The sequence below is a fragment of the Desulfosporosinus sp. FKB genome, assembly GCF_002196705.1.
In the GTDB taxonomy this organism is placed as follows: Bacteria; Bacillota; Desulfitobacteriia; order Desulfitobacteriales; family Desulfitobacteriaceae; genus Desulfosporosinus.
Genome location: NZ_NADJ01000035.1, coordinates 152,606 through 169,242 on the forward strand (window position 1 = coordinate 152,606; position 16,637 = coordinate 169,242).

Below are 16,637 nucleotides of genomic sequence, written 5' to 3' on the forward strand. Positions count from 1 at the left end.
GTCTCAAGCCGGACGGCGCACATTTATGTGCCGTCTCCCAAGCAACCGTTCCCCCGTCCCCAGAGCAGGGACGCAGTGTGACAACAGTCCGACGTCTTTACGTAAGCAGTCAGCAAACTCCGTGAAAGCGACCGACCCCAGATACGGGAACCCCGCTCCCCAAAGCCGGTCGCTTGAACGGCTAGTTTGCTCTGCGAGCGTAGGACAGAGGGCTGTGTCACACAAGTCCCCTATCCAAGTCCCCGCACTAAAATTCCCCGTTCCGCCAAATACCTTTTCGCCTCGTTTATGCTGTATTCCTTGTAGTGAAAAATAGAAGCCGCTAAGACAGCATCAGCCTCTCCCAAAGTAAGCCCTTCAGCCAAATGTTCCAGAGTTCCCACACCGCCGCTGGCAATAACGGGGAGAGAAACCGCTCTACTGACAGCCCTTGTCAAGTCTAACTCATAACCGGCCTTTGTTCCATCCCGATCCATGGAAGTTAAAAGGATTTCTCCAGCGCCAAGTTTCTCGGCTTCCTCGGCCCACTCTAAAACGTCCTTGCCAGTTGGTGTTCTTCCCCCGTGAATGTATACTTCCCATTTTCCCGGAGCCGTGCTGCGGGCATCAATAGCAACAACAATACACTGACTTCCAAAAGCATAGGCGCCCTCTTCAATTAATCCGGGATTCTGAACGGCGGAGGTATTCAAGGATACTTTGTCCGCTCCGGCCCGCAGCATCTTGCGTATATCCTCAATAGTCCTGAGCCCGCCTCCGATGGTAAAGGGAATGAAGACTTGTTCCGCCGTTCGCCGGACAACGTCCACCATGGTCTCTCTTTTATCAGAGGAAGCTGTAATATCCAAAAAAACCAGCTCATCTGCCCCTTCTTGATCATAGAGAGCAGCGAGCTCCACCGGATCACCGGCGTCCCTTAATTGCACAAAATTAGTTCCTTTAACGACACGTCCGTCATGAACATCTAAACAGGGAATAATTCGTTTGCTTAACATTTTATTCCCCCCTGCTTCCTGTAATTTTCATCTGCGGATTATAATTTGCCGACTCTAAAGCTTCTTTTAAGGTAAAAGCACCGCTATAGAGAGCCTTTCCCGTTATAGCCCCTTCAATAGGAACCCCTCTTAAGTGTTCGGCCTGCAGACGCCGTACATCCTCTAAGGTTGAAATCCCCCCTGAAGCAATAACGTTAATGCGTGTCTCTTGAGCCAAACGAACCGTACTTTCAATGTTGGGCCCGCTAAGCATTCCATCCCGGGCAATATCTGTGAAAACGATGTGTTTAACCCCTACATCCTTCATGGCTTGTGCCAAATCAACAGCCTGCATCTCTGTAGCTTCGGCCCAGCCCTGTACGGCAACTCGTCCCCCTAAGGCATCGATTCCTACAATGATGCGTTCACCATAACGGCGGGCAGCCTCAGCAACCAATTCCGGATCTTTAACGGCAATAGTCCCTAAAATAACCCGTTCAACTCCTAACTCTAAAAGTTCGGTAATTCGTTCCATCGTACGTATACCGCCACCCACTTGTACCTTCAGGGAAACACTCCCGACAATCTTTCGAATCACCTCATCATTAACCGGTTTGCCGCTAAATGCCCCGTTTAAATCAACGACATGCAAGTGAGACGCACCTTGACCTTCAAAATTCATAGCCACCCCAACAGGGTTGTCAGCGTAAACTGTGGAATCTTCCATACGTCCCTGCAATAAACGCACAGCTTTTCCTTCTTTGAGATCAATTGCCGGAAAGAGCAGCATACTCATTCACCAACTTTCCAAAATTAGACAGCAGCTGGAGCCCCCAAGGACTGGACTTTTCCGGGTGGAACTGGGCTCCCCAGACATTTTCCTTGCCAACAATGGCCGGAAAGACAACTCCGTAATCACTTGTGCCAAGAATATCCTGCGAATTTTCGGGCAAAGCATAAAAGGAATGGACAAAGTAAAAGAACGATTCGTTCGGAATTTCTTCTAATAAACGCGAAGGTTGTAGCAAACTCACACTGTTCCATCCCATGTGAGGGACCTTTCTTCCCGTTGGAAATTTTACCACCCTTCCGGACAAGAGCCCTAAACCAGCGTGTTCGCCATGTTCTTCTCCAACCTCAAAGAGCACCTGCATCCCGAGACATATTCCCAGGAAAGGTCGGCCGGAACGGGCAAACTCGATGATCGGCCCGATCCACTCTCCGCGTTTCAATGCACCCATAGCATCAGCAAAGGCTCCTACTCCCGGCAGGATAACACCATCAATGTTCTGCAAATCTTGCGGGGCAGTCATGATCATGGCTTCAAAGCCTACCTTCTCCAACGCTTTTTCCACACTTCTCAAGTTTCCCCGTCCATAATCCACAATTCCTATCACTTTCCATACCTCCTGGAACGTAATTCGGGTCTCTTTAGAGAACCCCTTTTGTTGAAAGAATTCCACTAAAGCGTGGATTTTCACGTAAAGCCAGACCCAGGGCTCTCCCTACACCTTTAAATACTGCTTCAAGGATATGATGAAGATTTTTTCCGGAAATTTGCCGGATATGCAGCGTTAATCCACTATGTACCGCGAAGGCCCTGAAAAATTCCTCTGCCATTTCAAAGGGAAACTGGCCGACTGTTCCTTCAGAAGCCCTTATCTCCCATACCAAGTAAGGCCTGTTGGAAAGATCAAGAGCAACCTGAACCAAAGCCTCGTCCATCGGGAGAAGTGTCTCGCCAATCCGTTCAATCCCCGCCTTGTTGCCGCTGGCTTCCTTTAAAGCCTGCCCCAGTACGATTCCGCAATCTTCGATAGTGTGGTGGGCATCCACTTCCAAATCTCCAATGGCTTTTAGTCCAAGGTCAAAATAAGCAAATCGGGCGAAGGCTGTGAGCATATGATCAAAGAAACCTATCCCTGTCTCTACCTCAGCCTCTCCCGCCCCATCAAGGTTCAAGCGGACACGAATCTCAGTTTCTTTTGTTTTTCGTTCAATATACGCTTCCCGCATAATTTCCCCCCCTCAAAATTTCAAGTACCCCTGCGTTACAGCTTAAAGCAGATTAACTTCTGCAATGGCCTTTAAAAATTTCTCATTTTCTTCAGGCAAACCGGCACTGATGCGCAAACACTTGCCGAGGACCGGCAGTTCCCCCATATTGCGCACAAGAAAACCTCTCTGTAAAAGTTCCTTAGCCCAACGATCGGCATCCTCTGGTTTAAAAAGGATGAAATTTGCCTTTGTTGGATATACCTTAACCCCAGGAACTATCAATAACCCCTGATAGAGCTTTTGTGTTTCCGACTTAATGGTCTGAATCTGCTTTTGATATTCCGCCAGATACTCCAACGCAAGAATCCCGGTTTTCTGACTGAGAGAGTTTACGTTAAAGGGTGCCCGGACGCGATTTACTAAGTCTATTGTTCTGGGTTGACCGAGCAAGTACCCTAAACGAAGGCCTGCCATGCCAAAAGCCTTGGAGAAGGTCCTCAAGATTACTAAGTTCGAGAAATTTGCCAGTTCAGGAATAAGAGTTTCCCCTGAAAACTCCGCGTAAGCTTCATCAACCACCACAATTTTGCCGCTTTCTCTTACAAGCCTCAGTATGTCCTTCCGGGGGAACAAAGAACCTGTTGGATTGTTCGGATTACAAATAATCAGCACATGAACATCGGGAGACTGAGCCGCTTGTAACATTTTCTCCACGTCCAAATAGAGGCCCTCAAGCAGAGGAACTTCTAAAACCGCCGTACTCGTCAAACGAGCAGCGATTTGATACATGCTGAAGGTCGGCGGATGAATGACTAATGATTTTCCTCCTCCTCCAAAGGTAAGAAGGAGGAGCTGGATTAATTCGTCAGACCCATTGCCAACCAGGATTCCCTCGGGGGATAGCCGGACATACTCAGCGATAGCCTGTTTCAGCTCTTGTGCCATTCCGTCGGGATAACGGTTAAAAGGTATGTTGGCCGCAAATAATTTTTCCCGCATCCCCTCCGGCCAGGGAAAAGGGTTCTCATTGGCATCAAGAGTAATGCACTGGGGCATATGATTCGCTTTATAAGGAACGAGCTTCCGCACTTCCGGACGCAAAAGTTCCTCGATTTCATTTATCATCATTCCCATAGGATTATAACTCCTTCCTTAATACTTGTTTCCGTCTTATGTTCTACCGGGAAAGGCCGCGTTTAACTCGAACTTCAACAGCTCTGGCATGGGCTTCCAGACCCTCACGGCGGGCAAGCAGCGCTATCTGTTGAGCATCTCGTTTAAGAGCTTCCTCCGAGTAGCCGATAACACTTACCTTTTTCATGAAGGTATCGACATTGAGAGGAGAATAAAATCTGGCCGTTCCGCCGGTGGGTAATACATGATTAGGCCCGGCAAAATAATCTCCTACCGGCTCGGGGGAATACCTGCCTAAAAAGACGGCCCCGACATTTTTAACCTGCCCTAACCAAGAGTAAGGATCTTTGACCACCAGTTCAAAATGCTCAGGAGCAATTTCGTTCGCTAAAGCCATACCTTCACTCAAATCGTTAACCAAGATGGCCGCGCCATAGGTTTCCCAGGATGCACGGGCGATTTCTCTTCGCGGTAATTCATCCAGCTGTCTCTCTACTTCTTTCACAGTCTCTTCAAGAAGATCACGTGAAGGTGATACTAAAATTGCGGAAGCAAGACGGTCATGCTCGGCCTGGGACAACAGGTCAGCAGCCAACTCTTCTGCCTTCCCGCTTTCATCAGCTAAAATCAATATTTCACTGGGTCCCGCCAGCATATCAATATCCACGCAGCCAAAGACCTGCTTTTTGGCTAATGTTACATAAATATTACCCGGTCCGGTAATTTTATCAACCCGCAAAATGCTCTCTGTGCCGTAGGCCAGAGCAGCAATTCCCTGAGCTCCTCCGACTTTATAGATTTCAGTCACTCCTGCCTCAGCGGCTGCCACTAATACTTCGGGCAGCAGCGAACCGTCCGAACGAGGCGGACTAACCATTACAATTTCTTTAACACCAGCAACGACAGCGGGTAACGCATTCATCAGTACCGACGATGGATAGGAAGCTGTGCCGCCGGGCACGTATATCCCAACTCGCCGGAGGGGCAGTAGAAGCTGCCCTAAAATACTCCCATCGGATTCCGGGTCCAGCCAGGAAACTCGCTTCTGTTTCTCATGGTAGCCCAGGATGTTCCCCTTTGCCCTGCGCAAAGCCTGGATAAAATCGTCACCAACTTCTCGGTAAGCTCCTTGAAGTTCCTCTTCAGTAACCTTTAACCCCTTTTGACGCAGATTGACATGATCAAATTTCTCCGTCATCTCATAGAGTGCCTCATCCCCCTTTTCACGAACGCGCTCTAAAATCTCTGCAACACGTTGTTCAAGGGCCTTATCATCCCCATACGATTTTCGCGTGAGACGTTTTAAATCAATATCTTTTAAATTCTCCACTTTCATATCCCTGCATCCTCCTTATAAACATCAAACAATATAACAAATTCAAAACAACAAATTTGAAATTCAATTTCTTATTTTTTACTGACCTTCATGCTATAGTGACTGTACATCTAAAACTTCTTCGTTCATATCATTACGCAGTTTTCCAGCAATGTCTCTAATTCTTTCATATTTCATACGATAAGCCACTCGATTAACGATTAAACGAGAGGTTGCCTCAAGGATGGGAGCGACCTCAACTAAATGGTTTTCACGCAATGTTTTCCCAGTCGATACAATATCGACAATCATTTCTGCCAGGCCTACACAAGGTGCAAGTTCAATGTTTCCATGAAGTTTGATGGGATTAACCTGCATGCCTAACTCACTGAAATACGTTTCCGCCACTCTTGGGAACTTCGTAGCCACTCGTTGATGATTCAGGCCGCTTAAATCATACTCCCCATTGGCATGTTTCGGCGGAACACTCCCCTCTGGCATGGCAACAACAAAACGGCAATATCCAAATTTTAAATCCAGCAATTCTATGACATCTTTGTTTTCTTCTAAAAGGGTATCTTTACCAACAATCCCCAAATCGGCAGCCCCATATTCAACATAAGTCGGTATATCTGTTGCCCGACAAATAATGATCTTTACTTTACTATGCGGAAGATCATAGAAAAGCTTCCTTGAATCTTCATTAACGTGTTGACATTCTATCCCAATACGACTCAATCGTTGAATAGAGTCGATAAGCAGCTTCCCTTTAGGCAAGGCAATAGTTAAAAAATCGTTGTCCACTGAGTTTCCCCTTTCTTCAGTTCCATTTCTTTAGCGCTTTAGTTTGTTAAAGCGCTAAAATATAATAGTATTATACCAACCATCCTCTTCTCTGGCAACACTTTTAGGAAATTTAGCTTAACCTTTTAAGATGCCGGCTGTCTTCTCGCATCATAATATGCACCAAAATTATTCCAAAAGAGGTTATTCCTCTATTTATACTTTAAAGGTAATACTATAAAAACAGGTATGAGACAAGACAACCAAATGCCCTGTCTCATACTTTTATAAATTTCGGAGATCTTAGTCTCCCATTTCAATTCCCAAAGCGCGTGCCGTGATTAATAACGGATCATTTAGCGACACAAGTTTCAATTGGTCAACGGCTTGCTGAAGAGGAACTTGTATGATCTCCCTTCCCTGTAGGGCAACCATTATTCCAAATTTACCTTCAAGTACAGCATCTACTGCTGCCACACCATAGCGGGAAGCTAATACTCTATCGTAAGAGTTAGGGGAGCCTCCGCGCTGAAGATGCCCAAGCACCGTTACTCGGGTTTCCAGACCGAAATGTTTTTCTAAGTCGTCACCTAATTTGCTGCCAATCCCTCCCAATTTGACTGGATCTGACCGACCCGGGAATAATCGTTCAACCACCATCTCGCCGCCTGAAGGCTTTGCTCCTTCAGCCACAACAATAATACTGAATTTTTTTCCTTGTTTTGCCCGTTGCTGTACTGAATAGGCAATCCTGCTGAGATTATAGGGGATTTCGGGAATCAGTATAACGTCAGCACCTCCTGCCACGCCTGCATAAAGGGCAATCCAACCGGCATACCGTCCCATAACTTCCAGAATCATTACCCTGTGATGGGATTCGGCGGTAGTATGCAAACGATCTAAGGCTTCCTGCGCCGTTTCCACGGCAGTTTGAAAGCCAAAAGTCTGATCTGTAGCCATGAGGTCATTGTCGATAGTTTTGGGAATCCCAATAACCGGAAAATCTTTATTCGCAAATTTCAAGGAGATGTTCAAGCTCCCATCCCCACCGATGGCTAATAAAGCATCAACTCCGGCTTCCTTAAAATTCTTCAGGACATCCTCGGAACGATCAAGAGGCTGGTCAACCCCATTAACTTTTGTTATGTATTGAAAGGGATTATCCCGGTTAGTTGTTCCAAGGATCGTACCACCCCGAGGCAAAATTCCAGAAACATCCGCCAAAGACAAAGGAATAAAATCCCCTTCCACAGCTCCATGAAAGCCGTCCTTAATTCCCAGAACTTCAAGGCCATATTGGTTTGCGCTCCTGACAACAGCGCGGATTACAGCATTGAGCCCCGGACAATCTCCTCCCCCCGTAAGAACTGCAATTTTATTCATCCTCGCGAAACCTCCTCACCGGCTAACTTAATTTCCGAAATACTCTTTAGTCTGGCCAGAGCCTCGGCGGCATCCCTGTCTATAGTTTCCAGTGCCATTTCAACCTTCTTGCCCTGCAGCCTCAAGGCTCGGGACTCACGAATTATTTCTTGGGGATCGGGGCCATAGACTAAAATATCTGCTCCTGGGATTGACGGCAAGGGAAAAAGTTCTAACATACTGCCTAAGTGAATAGCAAATCCTGTAGCTGGCTGAGGAACTCCAAAATCGGCATATAAGGAATCATACCGTCCTCCCTCAAGTACAGGAAAACCAATCCCGGCAACATACCCTTCAAACACTGCCCCAGTATAGTAGGAAAACCCTCTCAATATGCCTAAATCCAGAGAGACATACTTTTGAACTCCAAAATAATTTAAATAACGATAAATACGTCGTAAACTCTCTACAGCTTCACGAATAGTTGGCAGGAAACTCCAATCCAGAACTTCGTCCAGAATTTCTTCGCCTCCATGAAAATGAGGTAAACGCAGCAGCAGTTCCTGAACTCGTTCAGGCAAACCGCTTTGTTGAACTAACCGTTCTACGCCCACCATATCTTTCCTGGCTAGAGCCTCTTCTAATTTTTGCCGAAATCCTTCCTCAACGCCGGCTTCCAACAAAAGGCCTGAAAAAATCCCCATATGTCCAAGGTTAAATTGGAAATTTTCGAGGCCAAGGCATGCTATGGATTCGACGGCAAGGGCGATTACTTCCGCATCCGCTAATTCCTGGTCAGCACCTATTAGCTCAACACCCACCTGGCGGAACTCACGATACCGAACAGACGAATTGCGGAAAACATCAGCACCATAACACAAACGAAGCGGTAAATTTGCTCCTCGCATACGTGTACTGACAAGGCGGGCAATAGGAGTCGTCAATTCGGGACGTAACGCTAATATTCGACCATCACGATCAAAAAACTTATAGAGTGAATCAACTTGTTCAACATCAGGTTGAACACAAGCTGTAAATTCCAAGGTTGGGGATAAGACTTTCTGGTAAGACCATTGCTGAAAAAGAGCTAGAACTTCACGTTCCAGGTTCTCCTGTAAAGCAATTTCCTCAGGCAGTAAATCACGCATACCTTCAGGGATTCGTTGTCCCAAATTTGTTCTAAGCATTCTTATAATTCTCCTTCGCTAAGCTGCTAAGTATAGTTCAATATCTCCTTGACTTTTTTTGATTTTATTCATTTTGCTCTTGTAGACGGCTTAAAATTAATTGATAGCCATCTGCTCCAAAATTCAGGCAGCGCTTGACTCGACTGATTGTAGCTGTACTCACTCCGGTTACTTTTTCAATGGCCGTATAAGTCTCATTTCGCTTTAACATCTTTGCTACTTCCAAACGCTGCGCCAGAGCCCTAATTTCAGCGATAGTTGCAATATCTTCAAAAAAACGATAACACTCTTCTTTAGTTCGCAAAAGCAAAATAGCCTCGAACAAGGCGTCCGTTAAAGGATTTTGCAAACGCTCATCGCTTGACATGGTATACCCTCCCCTGATTGCTTTCTCCCTTTAATTTATTAAAGCATTGCAGCCTTGTCAAGCTTCTTTCTTAATTCTTACTAAAAACATGATTAAAGCTATTTTGAATAGCTACTTGCCTTCGCTTTTCTTTAGATTGTTTAGATTGAATTTAACACTTACCCTTGATCCCGAGGAATCTGTATCAAATTCCATAACGGCGTCATGTTTTGCCGCAATGTTTTGGCATATTGCCAAACCCAGCCCCGTTCCGCGTTCCTTTGTCGTTAAAAACGGAGTGCCGATTCTTTCAAGCACCAGCGGATCAATACCTCCACCTTGATCAGCAACTTGAAGAACTACATAGTTACCGAATTCAAAGGTTTTGACCGTAAGAACCCCGCCGCTTTGCATAGCTTCGAACCCATTTCTGGCCAAATTTAAAAGAAGTTGACGGAGTTCATTTTCATCTCCCTTAATATCAGGGACTGGTTCTAATTCCAAGTTAATATCTTTATCTTGGTTAAGGGCATCTGCTCCTAAGAGGGGCATCAACGATTTCACAATTTTCTCTAAATTTACGCTGGTAAAATCCACAGTTTTTTCCCTTGCCAGGCTTAAAAAGTCCGTAATAATTAGATTTGCCCGATCCAGTTCTTCGATCATGATTTTAAAATAATCGCTATATTGCTGGACATTATCCCTAGAAGAAAGCAACTGCAAGAATCCCCTGACAGTAGTTAAAGGATTCCTAACTTCATGAGCAATCCCAGCGGCCATTTCGCCAACCAGATTCAATTGTTCCAAGCGGAAGTATTCCCGATCAGCATTTTTTCGGTCCGTTATGTCAATGAGCACTTTAAAATATAATTTCGTTCCATCAACATCCGTATATGGTTGGGTAAAAACTTCATATAATCTGTGATTATATAGACATTCATTTCCGGACTGCAGAGTATATTTTCCTACTGATGGTATTTCACAATCACTGCAGGGATCATTTAAACCTGCAGCAACAGTATAACAAAGTTGACCTACACACTCGCCAAACCGCTCTTTAAACTTGTAATTGGCAAAACGTATTTTGTAACTTTCTTCAACAACATAAATCAAACCCGGAAATGCATTAAACAATGTGTAGAGACGAAGATGCTCCTCCTCCACAACTTTTTCTAATTTTTTTTGTTCATCAATAGTGCGAATAAAAATTGAAATACCATTCTCTGTTGGGTAAATACTGAACTCAAGCCAATGTCCCATCAAGTCTGAAAATAGTTCGAAGCGTTTTGACTGTCCCTCTTCCATTACCTTCTGGCATGAGTTCCATAGCATTCTATCGTTTTGCCAATGGGCAGTCCCAAAAATAGAACCTACGAGCCGCCCATCAAGGCCACGTTTTTCAAGCGCCTGTATAATAGCCTTATTAGCGTAAGTTATGACCCATTGGTAGTTTACGGCTATGAAGCCATCACTAATACTATTTAAGGTGTTTACCAGAACTTGATCTGCTTTAGCTAATTCCTTTTCGGCGGTTTCTTTGCGAGTCATCTCAATTTGCAGCTGCTCATTAGCCCGTTCAAGGTCATTAGTACGTGATTTGACAAGGTCCTCTAAATGTTCCCGATACAAAGCCAATTCTTTTTGATCCCGTTCGAACTCCGAAATGTCCCAAACAGAAACGGAGATGAAACGTCTCCCGTCAAGTAAAAATTCAAAGCTGTCCGTATGAACAGGAAAACGACTCCCATCTTTTTTAAGATGAACAGTTTTATAAGCGCTATGTCCATTGTCATGGATTCTTGCCAAGATATCCGGCACATCTTTTCGACATTCTGGGGCAAAAAGATCATAGACTGTTCTGCCAAGCAACTCAGCAGACTCATAACCATGCATTTGCTCATAACTGGGATTTATTTTGAGAAGTTCTAAGCTTACAGCATCGCAAATCATCATGCCCCAATAGCTTTCTATAAAAATTCTATCCCAGATTTTGTTGTCGTTCTGTACTTTCTCTAAAGCGGCCTCGAGATCGGCAACCTTTTGTTCGAGCTCAATAACTTTATCCTTCAGCATTACTTGATCACTCTTCTCAAAGGAAACTTGATAATGGTTAAATAATTATTCCAATTTCAAACATCTCTGAAAGATATTCTATGTCAAAGCGAATTATCCCTTTAAAAGAATCCTTCGAAATAATGCAATTACAAACAAATTAAAGAAAATTACTCCAAATATCACTTTATTTAATTCTAATTCGATAAAAATTCCAATCTTATTTAGGCCAGGATTCCCAGGCCGTTTTAGCCAAAGCAAGTTCCAGACCCGATTCCTCGCCAAGGATTACGTGATTTCTCATATAGTTTAATGGTCCTGCAGGATCAAATTTACAACATGATCGTATCTTTGATCCATAGGTATTTCCTTTTTATATTGTATTTCTAATGAGGAAAGATAACAGTCTTGATAAATATGATCAGGAACAGCTTCCAGAATCCATTGGAGATATAGTCGGGATAGAACTATATTAACTACATAAACTACATTAGTAGGGTATTTTTTTCTTCTAACTATTTGATTATCAAGGGAGGCTCATTTGATGAATCGCCCAGAAAATAAACTCACCTCTGTTGCCGTCCACCCTGAATTCCGGCGAGTTCTGCTTGCAAATCCGACTTGTAAATCTCTGAGTACGATCATTGAATACCAACTCTTAGACCAAATCTTTGACTGTCCTGAGCAATCTCTGGTCGATGAAGTCATCAGGCTTTTACCCTATTGGGAACAACAAGCTTGTCAAGGCAACGAATTAATATCAACACTGATCCATTATCTGTCCATCTATTTCCCTTGTCTGTTTACCGGCAATACCTTCCTGAAATCCAATCTACAGCGTATTCGCATTCTCGCTGAAACTCCAGGGATATTTTCCTTCCCCCCCTGTGAAATCCAAGAAAATTTAATTCGTTTTTTACAAGCTGCAGATGTCTTGGCAGATTTACCCCAATTTGAAGTCATATCCTTTGCTCTTGATGAAATTAGACCCTTAGCCGCCGATTTAGCAAGATTCAACCTTACTAGACATAGCCGCCGTTACATTCAAAATTTATTTCATCCTGAGCGCTGTGAGGCCATCCTCTCTGTTCTGGCTTACATCGCCAAAGATTACCCTCTGCTCCGTATATGCCGTCAAGCCTATGCCTTAATGATTTCTCTTGATGACTTTGCTGCCTGGGGAAATCATCCGTTTTGCCTGCGCCTGGTAGCCAATCGTTTCTGGGAATATCAAGCAAGAAAGTCATGATTATTTTAAATAGAGGTAACGTTCCATACTATGGATATACGGGGACCATTCATCGCCGGGATGGTCATTTCTGGCCTGCTCAAACTGGTAAAGTTCTGCATCCATAATATCGGCATAGTGGATGACTAAAGCTTCCATGATCTTGGGCCGCTTCGGCGACTGCCATTCGTATTTCCCATGATGACTGGACACTATATGAAGAATCTTAGAGCGCAGTTCTTGAGGAAACTCCGGGATCTTGGAAATTTCCGCGGAAATAAGCTCCAAGCCCAGAATAATATGGCCCAGGAGCCTTCCTTCTGTCGTAAATTTAATGCCCCGATCATAGGAATACTCCCCGATTTTTCCTACATCATGCAAGAGTGCACCTGTAATAATCAGATCTTGATCAATACTTGGAAAATGTCCCCCAATCCCATCCGCTAATTCCGCAACTCTCACACTATGCTCCCAAAGGCCTCGCAGATAGGCTTGATGGATTTTCACCGCTGCAGGAGCTTGCCGATAGGCTTGGCCCCATTGGGGATGTTCTAAGAAATGGTTTAGCAGTGCCTGGAGAAATGGATTATGAATTTTCGTCTGGAGAGATTGCAAACGGCTTTCCAACTCGTTCTCGGAAACAGGAGAACTTGGCAGCAAGGTGGTTAAATCAATCTCTTCCTTAGGAATTAGCTGTATCTCGTCGATGGATAAGTCCAGAGCACCTCGATATTCAGAGGCTACCCCTCGGATATTAAAAATATCATGGCCTTCTTTTAGCCAGCCAAGGACCTGGGGGGGATATTCCCACATCTTCCCCTGGAGAACACCCGAACGGTCTTGGCAAGTTAAAGCGAGAAAAGCACCTGGCTTTTGGCGAAAGGGAACCTCTTTCCACTCATTTACTAGAACAGTTCCTGCAAACCGCTCCCCATTCTTGCATTCTTTCAGCATTACATTCATCCTCTCTATTGCAGTCCTTGTTATGTCAATTTTACCAGAGGATTAGGACACGAAATTGTTGCTTAGTAATTCTCTAATGTCTTACAAATCTGGTTAAAAATTAATTCACGCAGTTCATTAGACTCCAAAATCTCGGCCGCTGATCCGAAGCCAAGGATCCAATTAATAAATTCATTAGCACCGATGATCGTATCTTCAAAAATCAGAGAACCGTCATCCATGAAAGTCAGTTTACTCTTACGGTGGGCGACATCTTTGCGTACCTTGGCCAAAGTTTGCGAACGATTCAGGAATCGTACTTTGACCCGAATCAACTCACCATATTCTACTCCCCAGCGGGGGCCAAACCATGTCTTTAGAGAAAAACCTTCCGGATAGGTATAGGTTTGATCCATTTCACAGACTTCTATGATATTATTCAGATTATAATTTTTAATGGTTTCTCCCTGTCGCGCAACAAAATACCATTTTCTTAACCGGGAATAGTAAACAATTCCTAAAGGGTCCACGGTTATAGACCGGCCTTTAAAAATAATGCTTAATTTTCGGTTTGTCTGAACTGCCTTCTCGATAGAGGCAAAAATTTCACCCTTAATAGGCTCTAAAGGAGTATAGTCTCCTTTGATATAGCGATAAGTTTCTTCAGTACCCAGATCGAAGCCCGCTAGAATTTTTTGTTTTAGACTTTCTTTTAAGGAGTTTTCTTCCTGAAGAACTTCTAAAGCTCTCAAAACCCCTAAGGCTTCTCTAACATTAAGGTGTACCGGAGTGAATCGTTTCTCTGCCGTTCCCAGAAACCACTTGACATCTGGATTCAGCAGATCTTCTCCACTCTCATCATTGCTCTCATCATGATCTGTATACAAGGGAATTAAATGCTCTGGCGAAAGAAGCAAAGCCCTCAAATCTTGCTTCATAGTCCCCCAAGGAACGCCGCAGGCTTCCGATAGAGCTTTTCCCGTTAGTCCCTCCGGATGGACCTCGATCAATGCCATTATCTTCTCAAGACGTTCAATCATGTCCATCCGAATTACCTCCATACAAATACAAGAGTTGGGTAAACTGATCCTTAAGCTTATCCCTAAGCTCAAGGGGCTCAAGTACTTCTGCACCCGCACCGAACCCACGCAGCCATACAGCTAATTCGTCCAACCCTTCAACCTGATCAATCATCAAGAGACTTCCCTCTTCCTCAATTAATTGACAGGTTTGGCGTTGAGCAACTTCCATTCCAACTCGATTTAACGTTGAATAATAATCATAGAATCGAATCTTCACAAATCTGGGATGGTGATCCCGATAAACTCCCCAAGCGTACTGAAACCATTTTTGTAAGCTAAATCCTTCCACCGGTGAAAAGGTATCTTCAAGCCTCTCCACATCCAAGATACGGTTTATTTGATACGTCTTTATCCTTTGACTTTTTTCATCTTGCGCTACGAGATACCAATTGTCCAATACCCAGTAATATACAATCCCCAAAGGATTTAACATAATTTCACGAGCAGGTTCCTCTTCTTTGCGATAAAGGATCGTAACGCTGTTTCTGCATCGTGCAGCATCCTCAAGTTCCATACAGTATTTACTCCGGTGAATATCCTGGCTGGGAGTCCTGCCATGAACAAATAAAGTTTCCCGAGCCTTTGTTGTCTCCCCTATGCGAAGTTTGAGTTTAGCTTCAAGAGATTTCATTTCTTCGGGGATCGGAGCCAAGGCGCGTTCAAGTTGTAAAGCCTCGAAGAGAAGAATCTTTTCTTTCTCTGAAAGCTGAAGAGGGAGAAGCATTGACTCTGAATAGACCATGTAAGCTTCATTTTCATGCTTAACGAGATTCCTCTTCTCCAAATCTTTTACAGCTCGTTCCAAGGTCTTGCTGCTGACCTCTTCTTCGTCTTGCCGATTAAATCTCTGATAAAGTTCAGCAAGCGTTAATCCTTTAGGATTTGCCGTCAAAAGTCGTAAGATTTCCATTTGCCGGAGAGTCGCTTTATTGACCGGAGGCACCCCGTTCCACCCCCCCGTCTCCAAATAGAGAGCTCCTGCATGGTTCTGCTTAAAGATATAGCCATTATCCCTTAAATCTTCCAGATCTCGATGAATGGTAATCAGGTTGACTCCCAGTTTCTTAGCCAAACTCGAACTTGTAAAAAGCCATGGTTCCAGGGCAATATATCGGATTATGTCCTTTTGCCGTTTTAACTTATCCAAGAGCAAGATACCCCCAGTTCCTTAAACCATCTAAATTAAGTCCAGCCCTAACAAAATTATACAAGCAATAGCCAAATTCCTTTAAAAACCGAAGAAAGAGTATTATAAAATCCCTTTTACCTAAACTATCAAACTATATTCTCCAGAAATACAAAGATACCCCCCGGCATTTGAGTCTATAAACTTATACCGGGGACAATATCGAAAAGCAAACTATCTTTAGGCCCTTAATACAGCCCGTTGCTTAATAGCATATGTATACAATCTAAAAATAGCAAACCAGCCAAGAGCGATAATCTCTGGCTGATTTACTTGTATTGTAATTTTCAAATTACAAATAAGCTGTTTCTCCGTGAAGGCAACCCCTAGTGGTTTATCAAAAATCAGTGTAGATTTCCTTGAAAAAAACCGCTCGTATGTTAACGCTAGATATTGCCAATACACCAACCTAAATCGACGTTTCCGAACTAAGATTATTGAACCAAACTTTGTGCTGCCGCTATAGCCATTTGGGCCAAGGGAGTTGGATAAATCCCAATAGCGATAGTAATAATCATCGTGAATAACATTGTGAATTTGACTGCCCCATGAACAGGAATATCAGGAAGTCCTTCACCCTCTCCAAGGAACATGACTTTAACAACCGAAAGATAATAATAAACGGACACCATACTCATGACAAAACCGATATAGGCGATCGCTGTATAGCCTTGACCCATGACGGCAGAGAAGAGATAAAATTTCCCGACAAACCCTGCCAAAGGCGGAATCCCGGCTAAGGACAACAAGGAAGCCGTCATAACTACTGCTGCCAGGGGAGACCTTCGGGCCAACCCGGCAAAATCCTGAATTTCGTCGCTCCCTTGTTTTTCAGAAACATGCGTCGCCACGGCAAAGGCTCCCATATTAGCAAAGACATAAATCATCGCATAAAAGAGTACGCCTTTGACACCGGGAATAGACTCGGAGATGATGCCAACCATCAGATATCCTGCTTGGGCAATACTCGAATAAGCAAGAAGCCGCTTAATATTCGTCTGCGGTATGGCGACTAAGTTCCCGATAATCATCGTCAGGGCTGCCAGAA

The 16,637-nt window shown here is 44.2% G+C and carries 16 protein-coding genes; 1 reads left to right on the plus strand and 15 read right to left on the minus strand.

Going from position 1 to position 16,637, the window contains the following annotated elements; genetic code table 11:
- Positions 1-230 precede the first annotated feature (230 nt).
- The 11 genes from hisF to B5Y67_RS13950 form a co-directional block, all read right to left on the minus strand.
- Positions 231-995 carry an imidazole glycerol phosphate synthase subunit HisF gene (gene hisF / locus B5Y67_RS13900; protein WP_088227030.1) on the minus strand — a complete coding sequence of 255 codons (765 nt, stop codon included), beginning with the start codon at positions 993-995 and terminating at the stop codon, positions 231-233.
- 1 nt (position 996) lies between these two features.
- Positions 997-1,764 carry a 1-(5-phosphoribosyl)-5-[(5-phosphoribosylamino)methylideneamino]imidazole-4-carboxamide isomerase gene (gene hisA / locus B5Y67_RS13905; protein ID WP_088227057.1) on the minus strand — a complete coding sequence of 256 codons (768 nt, stop codon included), beginning with the start codon at positions 1,762-1,764 and terminating at the stop codon, positions 997-999.
- Entirely contained in the window at positions 1,742-2,371 is a 630-nt protein-coding gene (gene hisH / locus B5Y67_RS13910) for an imidazole glycerol phosphate synthase subunit HisH (RefSeq protein ID WP_088227031.1), read from the minus strand. Before hisH ends, hisA begins: the two co-directional genes overlap by 23 nt.
- A 34-nt stretch (positions 2,372-2,405) precedes the next feature.
- Positions 2,406-2,990 (minus strand): imidazoleglycerol-phosphate dehydratase HisB, encoded by a 585-nt coding sequence (hisB, locus tag B5Y67_RS13915; protein WP_088227032.1) that lies wholly within the window; start codon positions 2,988-2,990, stop codon positions 2,406-2,408.
- 42 nt (positions 2,991-3,032) lie between these two features.
- Positions 3,033-4,097: a histidinol-phosphate transaminase gene (gene hisC, locus B5Y67_RS13920; protein WP_088227058.1), complete on the minus strand. Its 1,065-nt coding sequence runs from the start codon at positions 4,095-4,097 to the stop codon at positions 3,033-3,035.
- Between the two features lie 52 nt (positions 4,098-4,149).
- The gene (gene hisD / locus B5Y67_RS13925; protein WP_088227033.1) at positions 4,150-5,442 is read right to left on the minus strand and encodes a histidinol dehydrogenase; all 1,293 of its coding nucleotides are present in this window, start codon (positions 5,440-5,442) and stop codon (positions 4,150-4,152) included.
- A 93-nt stretch (positions 5,443-5,535) separates the two neighbouring features.
- Positions 5,536-6,225, minus strand: coding sequence for an ATP phosphoribosyltransferase (gene hisG / locus B5Y67_RS13930; RefSeq protein WP_088227034.1), 690 nt, complete (start codon positions 6,223-6,225; stop codon positions 5,536-5,538).
- A 282-nt stretch (positions 6,226-6,507) separates the two neighbouring features.
- A complete protein-coding gene (locus B5Y67_RS13935; protein WP_088227035.1) occupies positions 6,508-7,587 on the minus strand; it encodes a 6-phosphofructokinase in 1,080 nt (359 codons plus the stop codon).
- Positions 7,584-8,753 (minus strand): ATP phosphoribosyltransferase regulatory subunit, encoded by a 1,170-nt coding sequence (gene hisZ, locus B5Y67_RS13940; RefSeq protein ID WP_088227036.1) that lies wholly within the window; start codon positions 8,751-8,753, stop codon positions 7,584-7,586. The genes B5Y67_RS13935 and hisZ overlap by 4 nt, the downstream gene beginning before the upstream one ends.
- Positions 8,754-8,817: 64 nt before the next feature.
- Complete coding sequence (locus B5Y67_RS13945) at positions 8,818-9,120, minus strand: YerC/YecD family TrpR-related protein (protein WP_088227037.1); 303 nt, start codon at positions 9,118-9,120, stop codon at positions 8,818-8,820.
- Between the two features lie 111 nt (positions 9,121-9,231).
- Positions 9,232-11,172: a PAS domain S-box protein gene (locus B5Y67_RS13950; protein ID WP_088227038.1), complete on the minus strand. Its 1,941-nt coding sequence runs from the start codon at positions 11,170-11,172 to the stop codon at positions 9,232-9,234.
- A gap of 523 nt (positions 11,173-11,695) precedes the next feature.
- Between B5Y67_RS13950 and B5Y67_RS13955 the strand changes: the two genes are divergently transcribed.
- Positions 11,696-12,400: a hypothetical protein gene (locus B5Y67_RS13955; protein WP_088227039.1), complete on the plus strand. Its 705-nt coding sequence runs from the start codon at positions 11,696-11,698 to the stop codon at positions 12,398-12,400.
- Here B5Y67_RS13955 and B5Y67_RS13960 read toward each other — a convergent pair whose 3' ends face one another.
- The 4 genes from B5Y67_RS13960 to B5Y67_RS13975 form a co-directional block, all read right to left on the minus strand.
- A complete protein-coding gene (locus B5Y67_RS13960) occupies positions 12,401-13,333 on the minus strand; it encodes an HD domain-containing protein (RefSeq protein WP_088227040.1) in 933 nt (310 codons plus the stop codon). It lies immediately after the preceding gene.
- Positions 13,334-13,404: 71 nt separating this feature from the next.
- Positions 13,405-14,367, minus strand: a complete 963-nt coding sequence (locus B5Y67_RS13965) for a WYL domain-containing protein (RefSeq protein WP_088227041.1) — start codon at positions 14,365-14,367, stop codon at positions 13,405-13,407.
- Positions 14,354-15,550, minus strand: coding sequence for a WYL domain-containing protein (locus tag B5Y67_RS13970; protein WP_088227042.1), 1,197 nt, complete (start codon positions 15,548-15,550; stop codon positions 14,354-14,356). The genes B5Y67_RS13965 and B5Y67_RS13970 overlap by 14 nt, the downstream gene beginning before the upstream one ends.
- A gap of 473 nt (positions 15,551-16,023) precedes the next feature.
- Positions 16,024-16,637, minus strand: a 614-nt coding sequence (locus B5Y67_RS13975; protein WP_282432740.1) for a proton-conducting transporter membrane subunit, incomplete at its 5' end; no start/stop codon positions are given.

Excerpts from the sequence above, each read along its gene's own strand:
- hisF (WP_088227030.1), bottom strand. The coding sequence starts at position 995 with ATGTTAAGCAAACGAATTATTCCCTGTTTAGATGTTCATGACGGACGT.
- hisA (WP_088227057.1), bottom strand. The coding sequence starts at position 1,764 with ATGCTGCTCTTTCCGGCAATTGATCTCAAAGAAGGAAAAGCTGTGCGT.
- hisB (WP_088227032.1), bottom strand. The coding sequence starts at position 2,990 with ATGCGGGAAGCGTATATTGAACGAAAAACAAAAGAAACTGAGATTCGT.
- hisC (WP_088227058.1), bottom strand. The coding sequence starts at position 4,097 with ATGATAAATGAAATCGAGGAACTTTTGCGTCCGGAAGTGCGGAAGCTC.
- hisD (WP_088227033.1), bottom strand. The coding sequence starts at position 5,442 with ATGAAAGTGGAGAATTTAAAAGATATTGATTTAAAACGTCTCACGCGA.
- B5Y67_RS13935 (WP_088227035.1), bottom strand. The coding sequence starts at position 7,587 with ATGAATAAAATTGCAGTTCTTACGGGGGGAGGAGATTGTCCGGGGCTC.
- hisZ (WP_088227036.1), bottom strand. The coding sequence starts at position 8,753 with ATGCTTAGAACAAATTTGGGACAACGAATCCCTGAAGGTATGCGTGAT.
- B5Y67_RS13945 (WP_088227037.1), bottom strand. The coding sequence starts at position 9,120 with ATGTCAAGCGATGAGCGTTTGCAAAATCCTTTAACGGACGCCTTGTTC.
- B5Y67_RS13950 (WP_088227038.1), bottom strand. The coding sequence starts at position 11,172 with ATGCTGAAGGATAAAGTTATTGAGCTCGAACAAAAGGTTGCCGATCTC.
- B5Y67_RS13955 (WP_088227039.1), top strand. The coding sequence starts at position 11,696 with ATGAATCGCCCAGAAAATAAACTCACCTCTGTTGCCGTCCACCCTGAA.
- B5Y67_RS13960 (WP_088227040.1), bottom strand. The coding sequence starts at position 13,333 with ATGCTGAAAGAATGCAAGAATGGGGAGCGGTTTGCAGGAACTGTTCTA.
- B5Y67_RS13965 (WP_088227041.1), bottom strand. The coding sequence starts at position 14,367 with ATGGACATGATTGAACGTCTTGAGAAGATAATGGCATTGATCGAGGTC.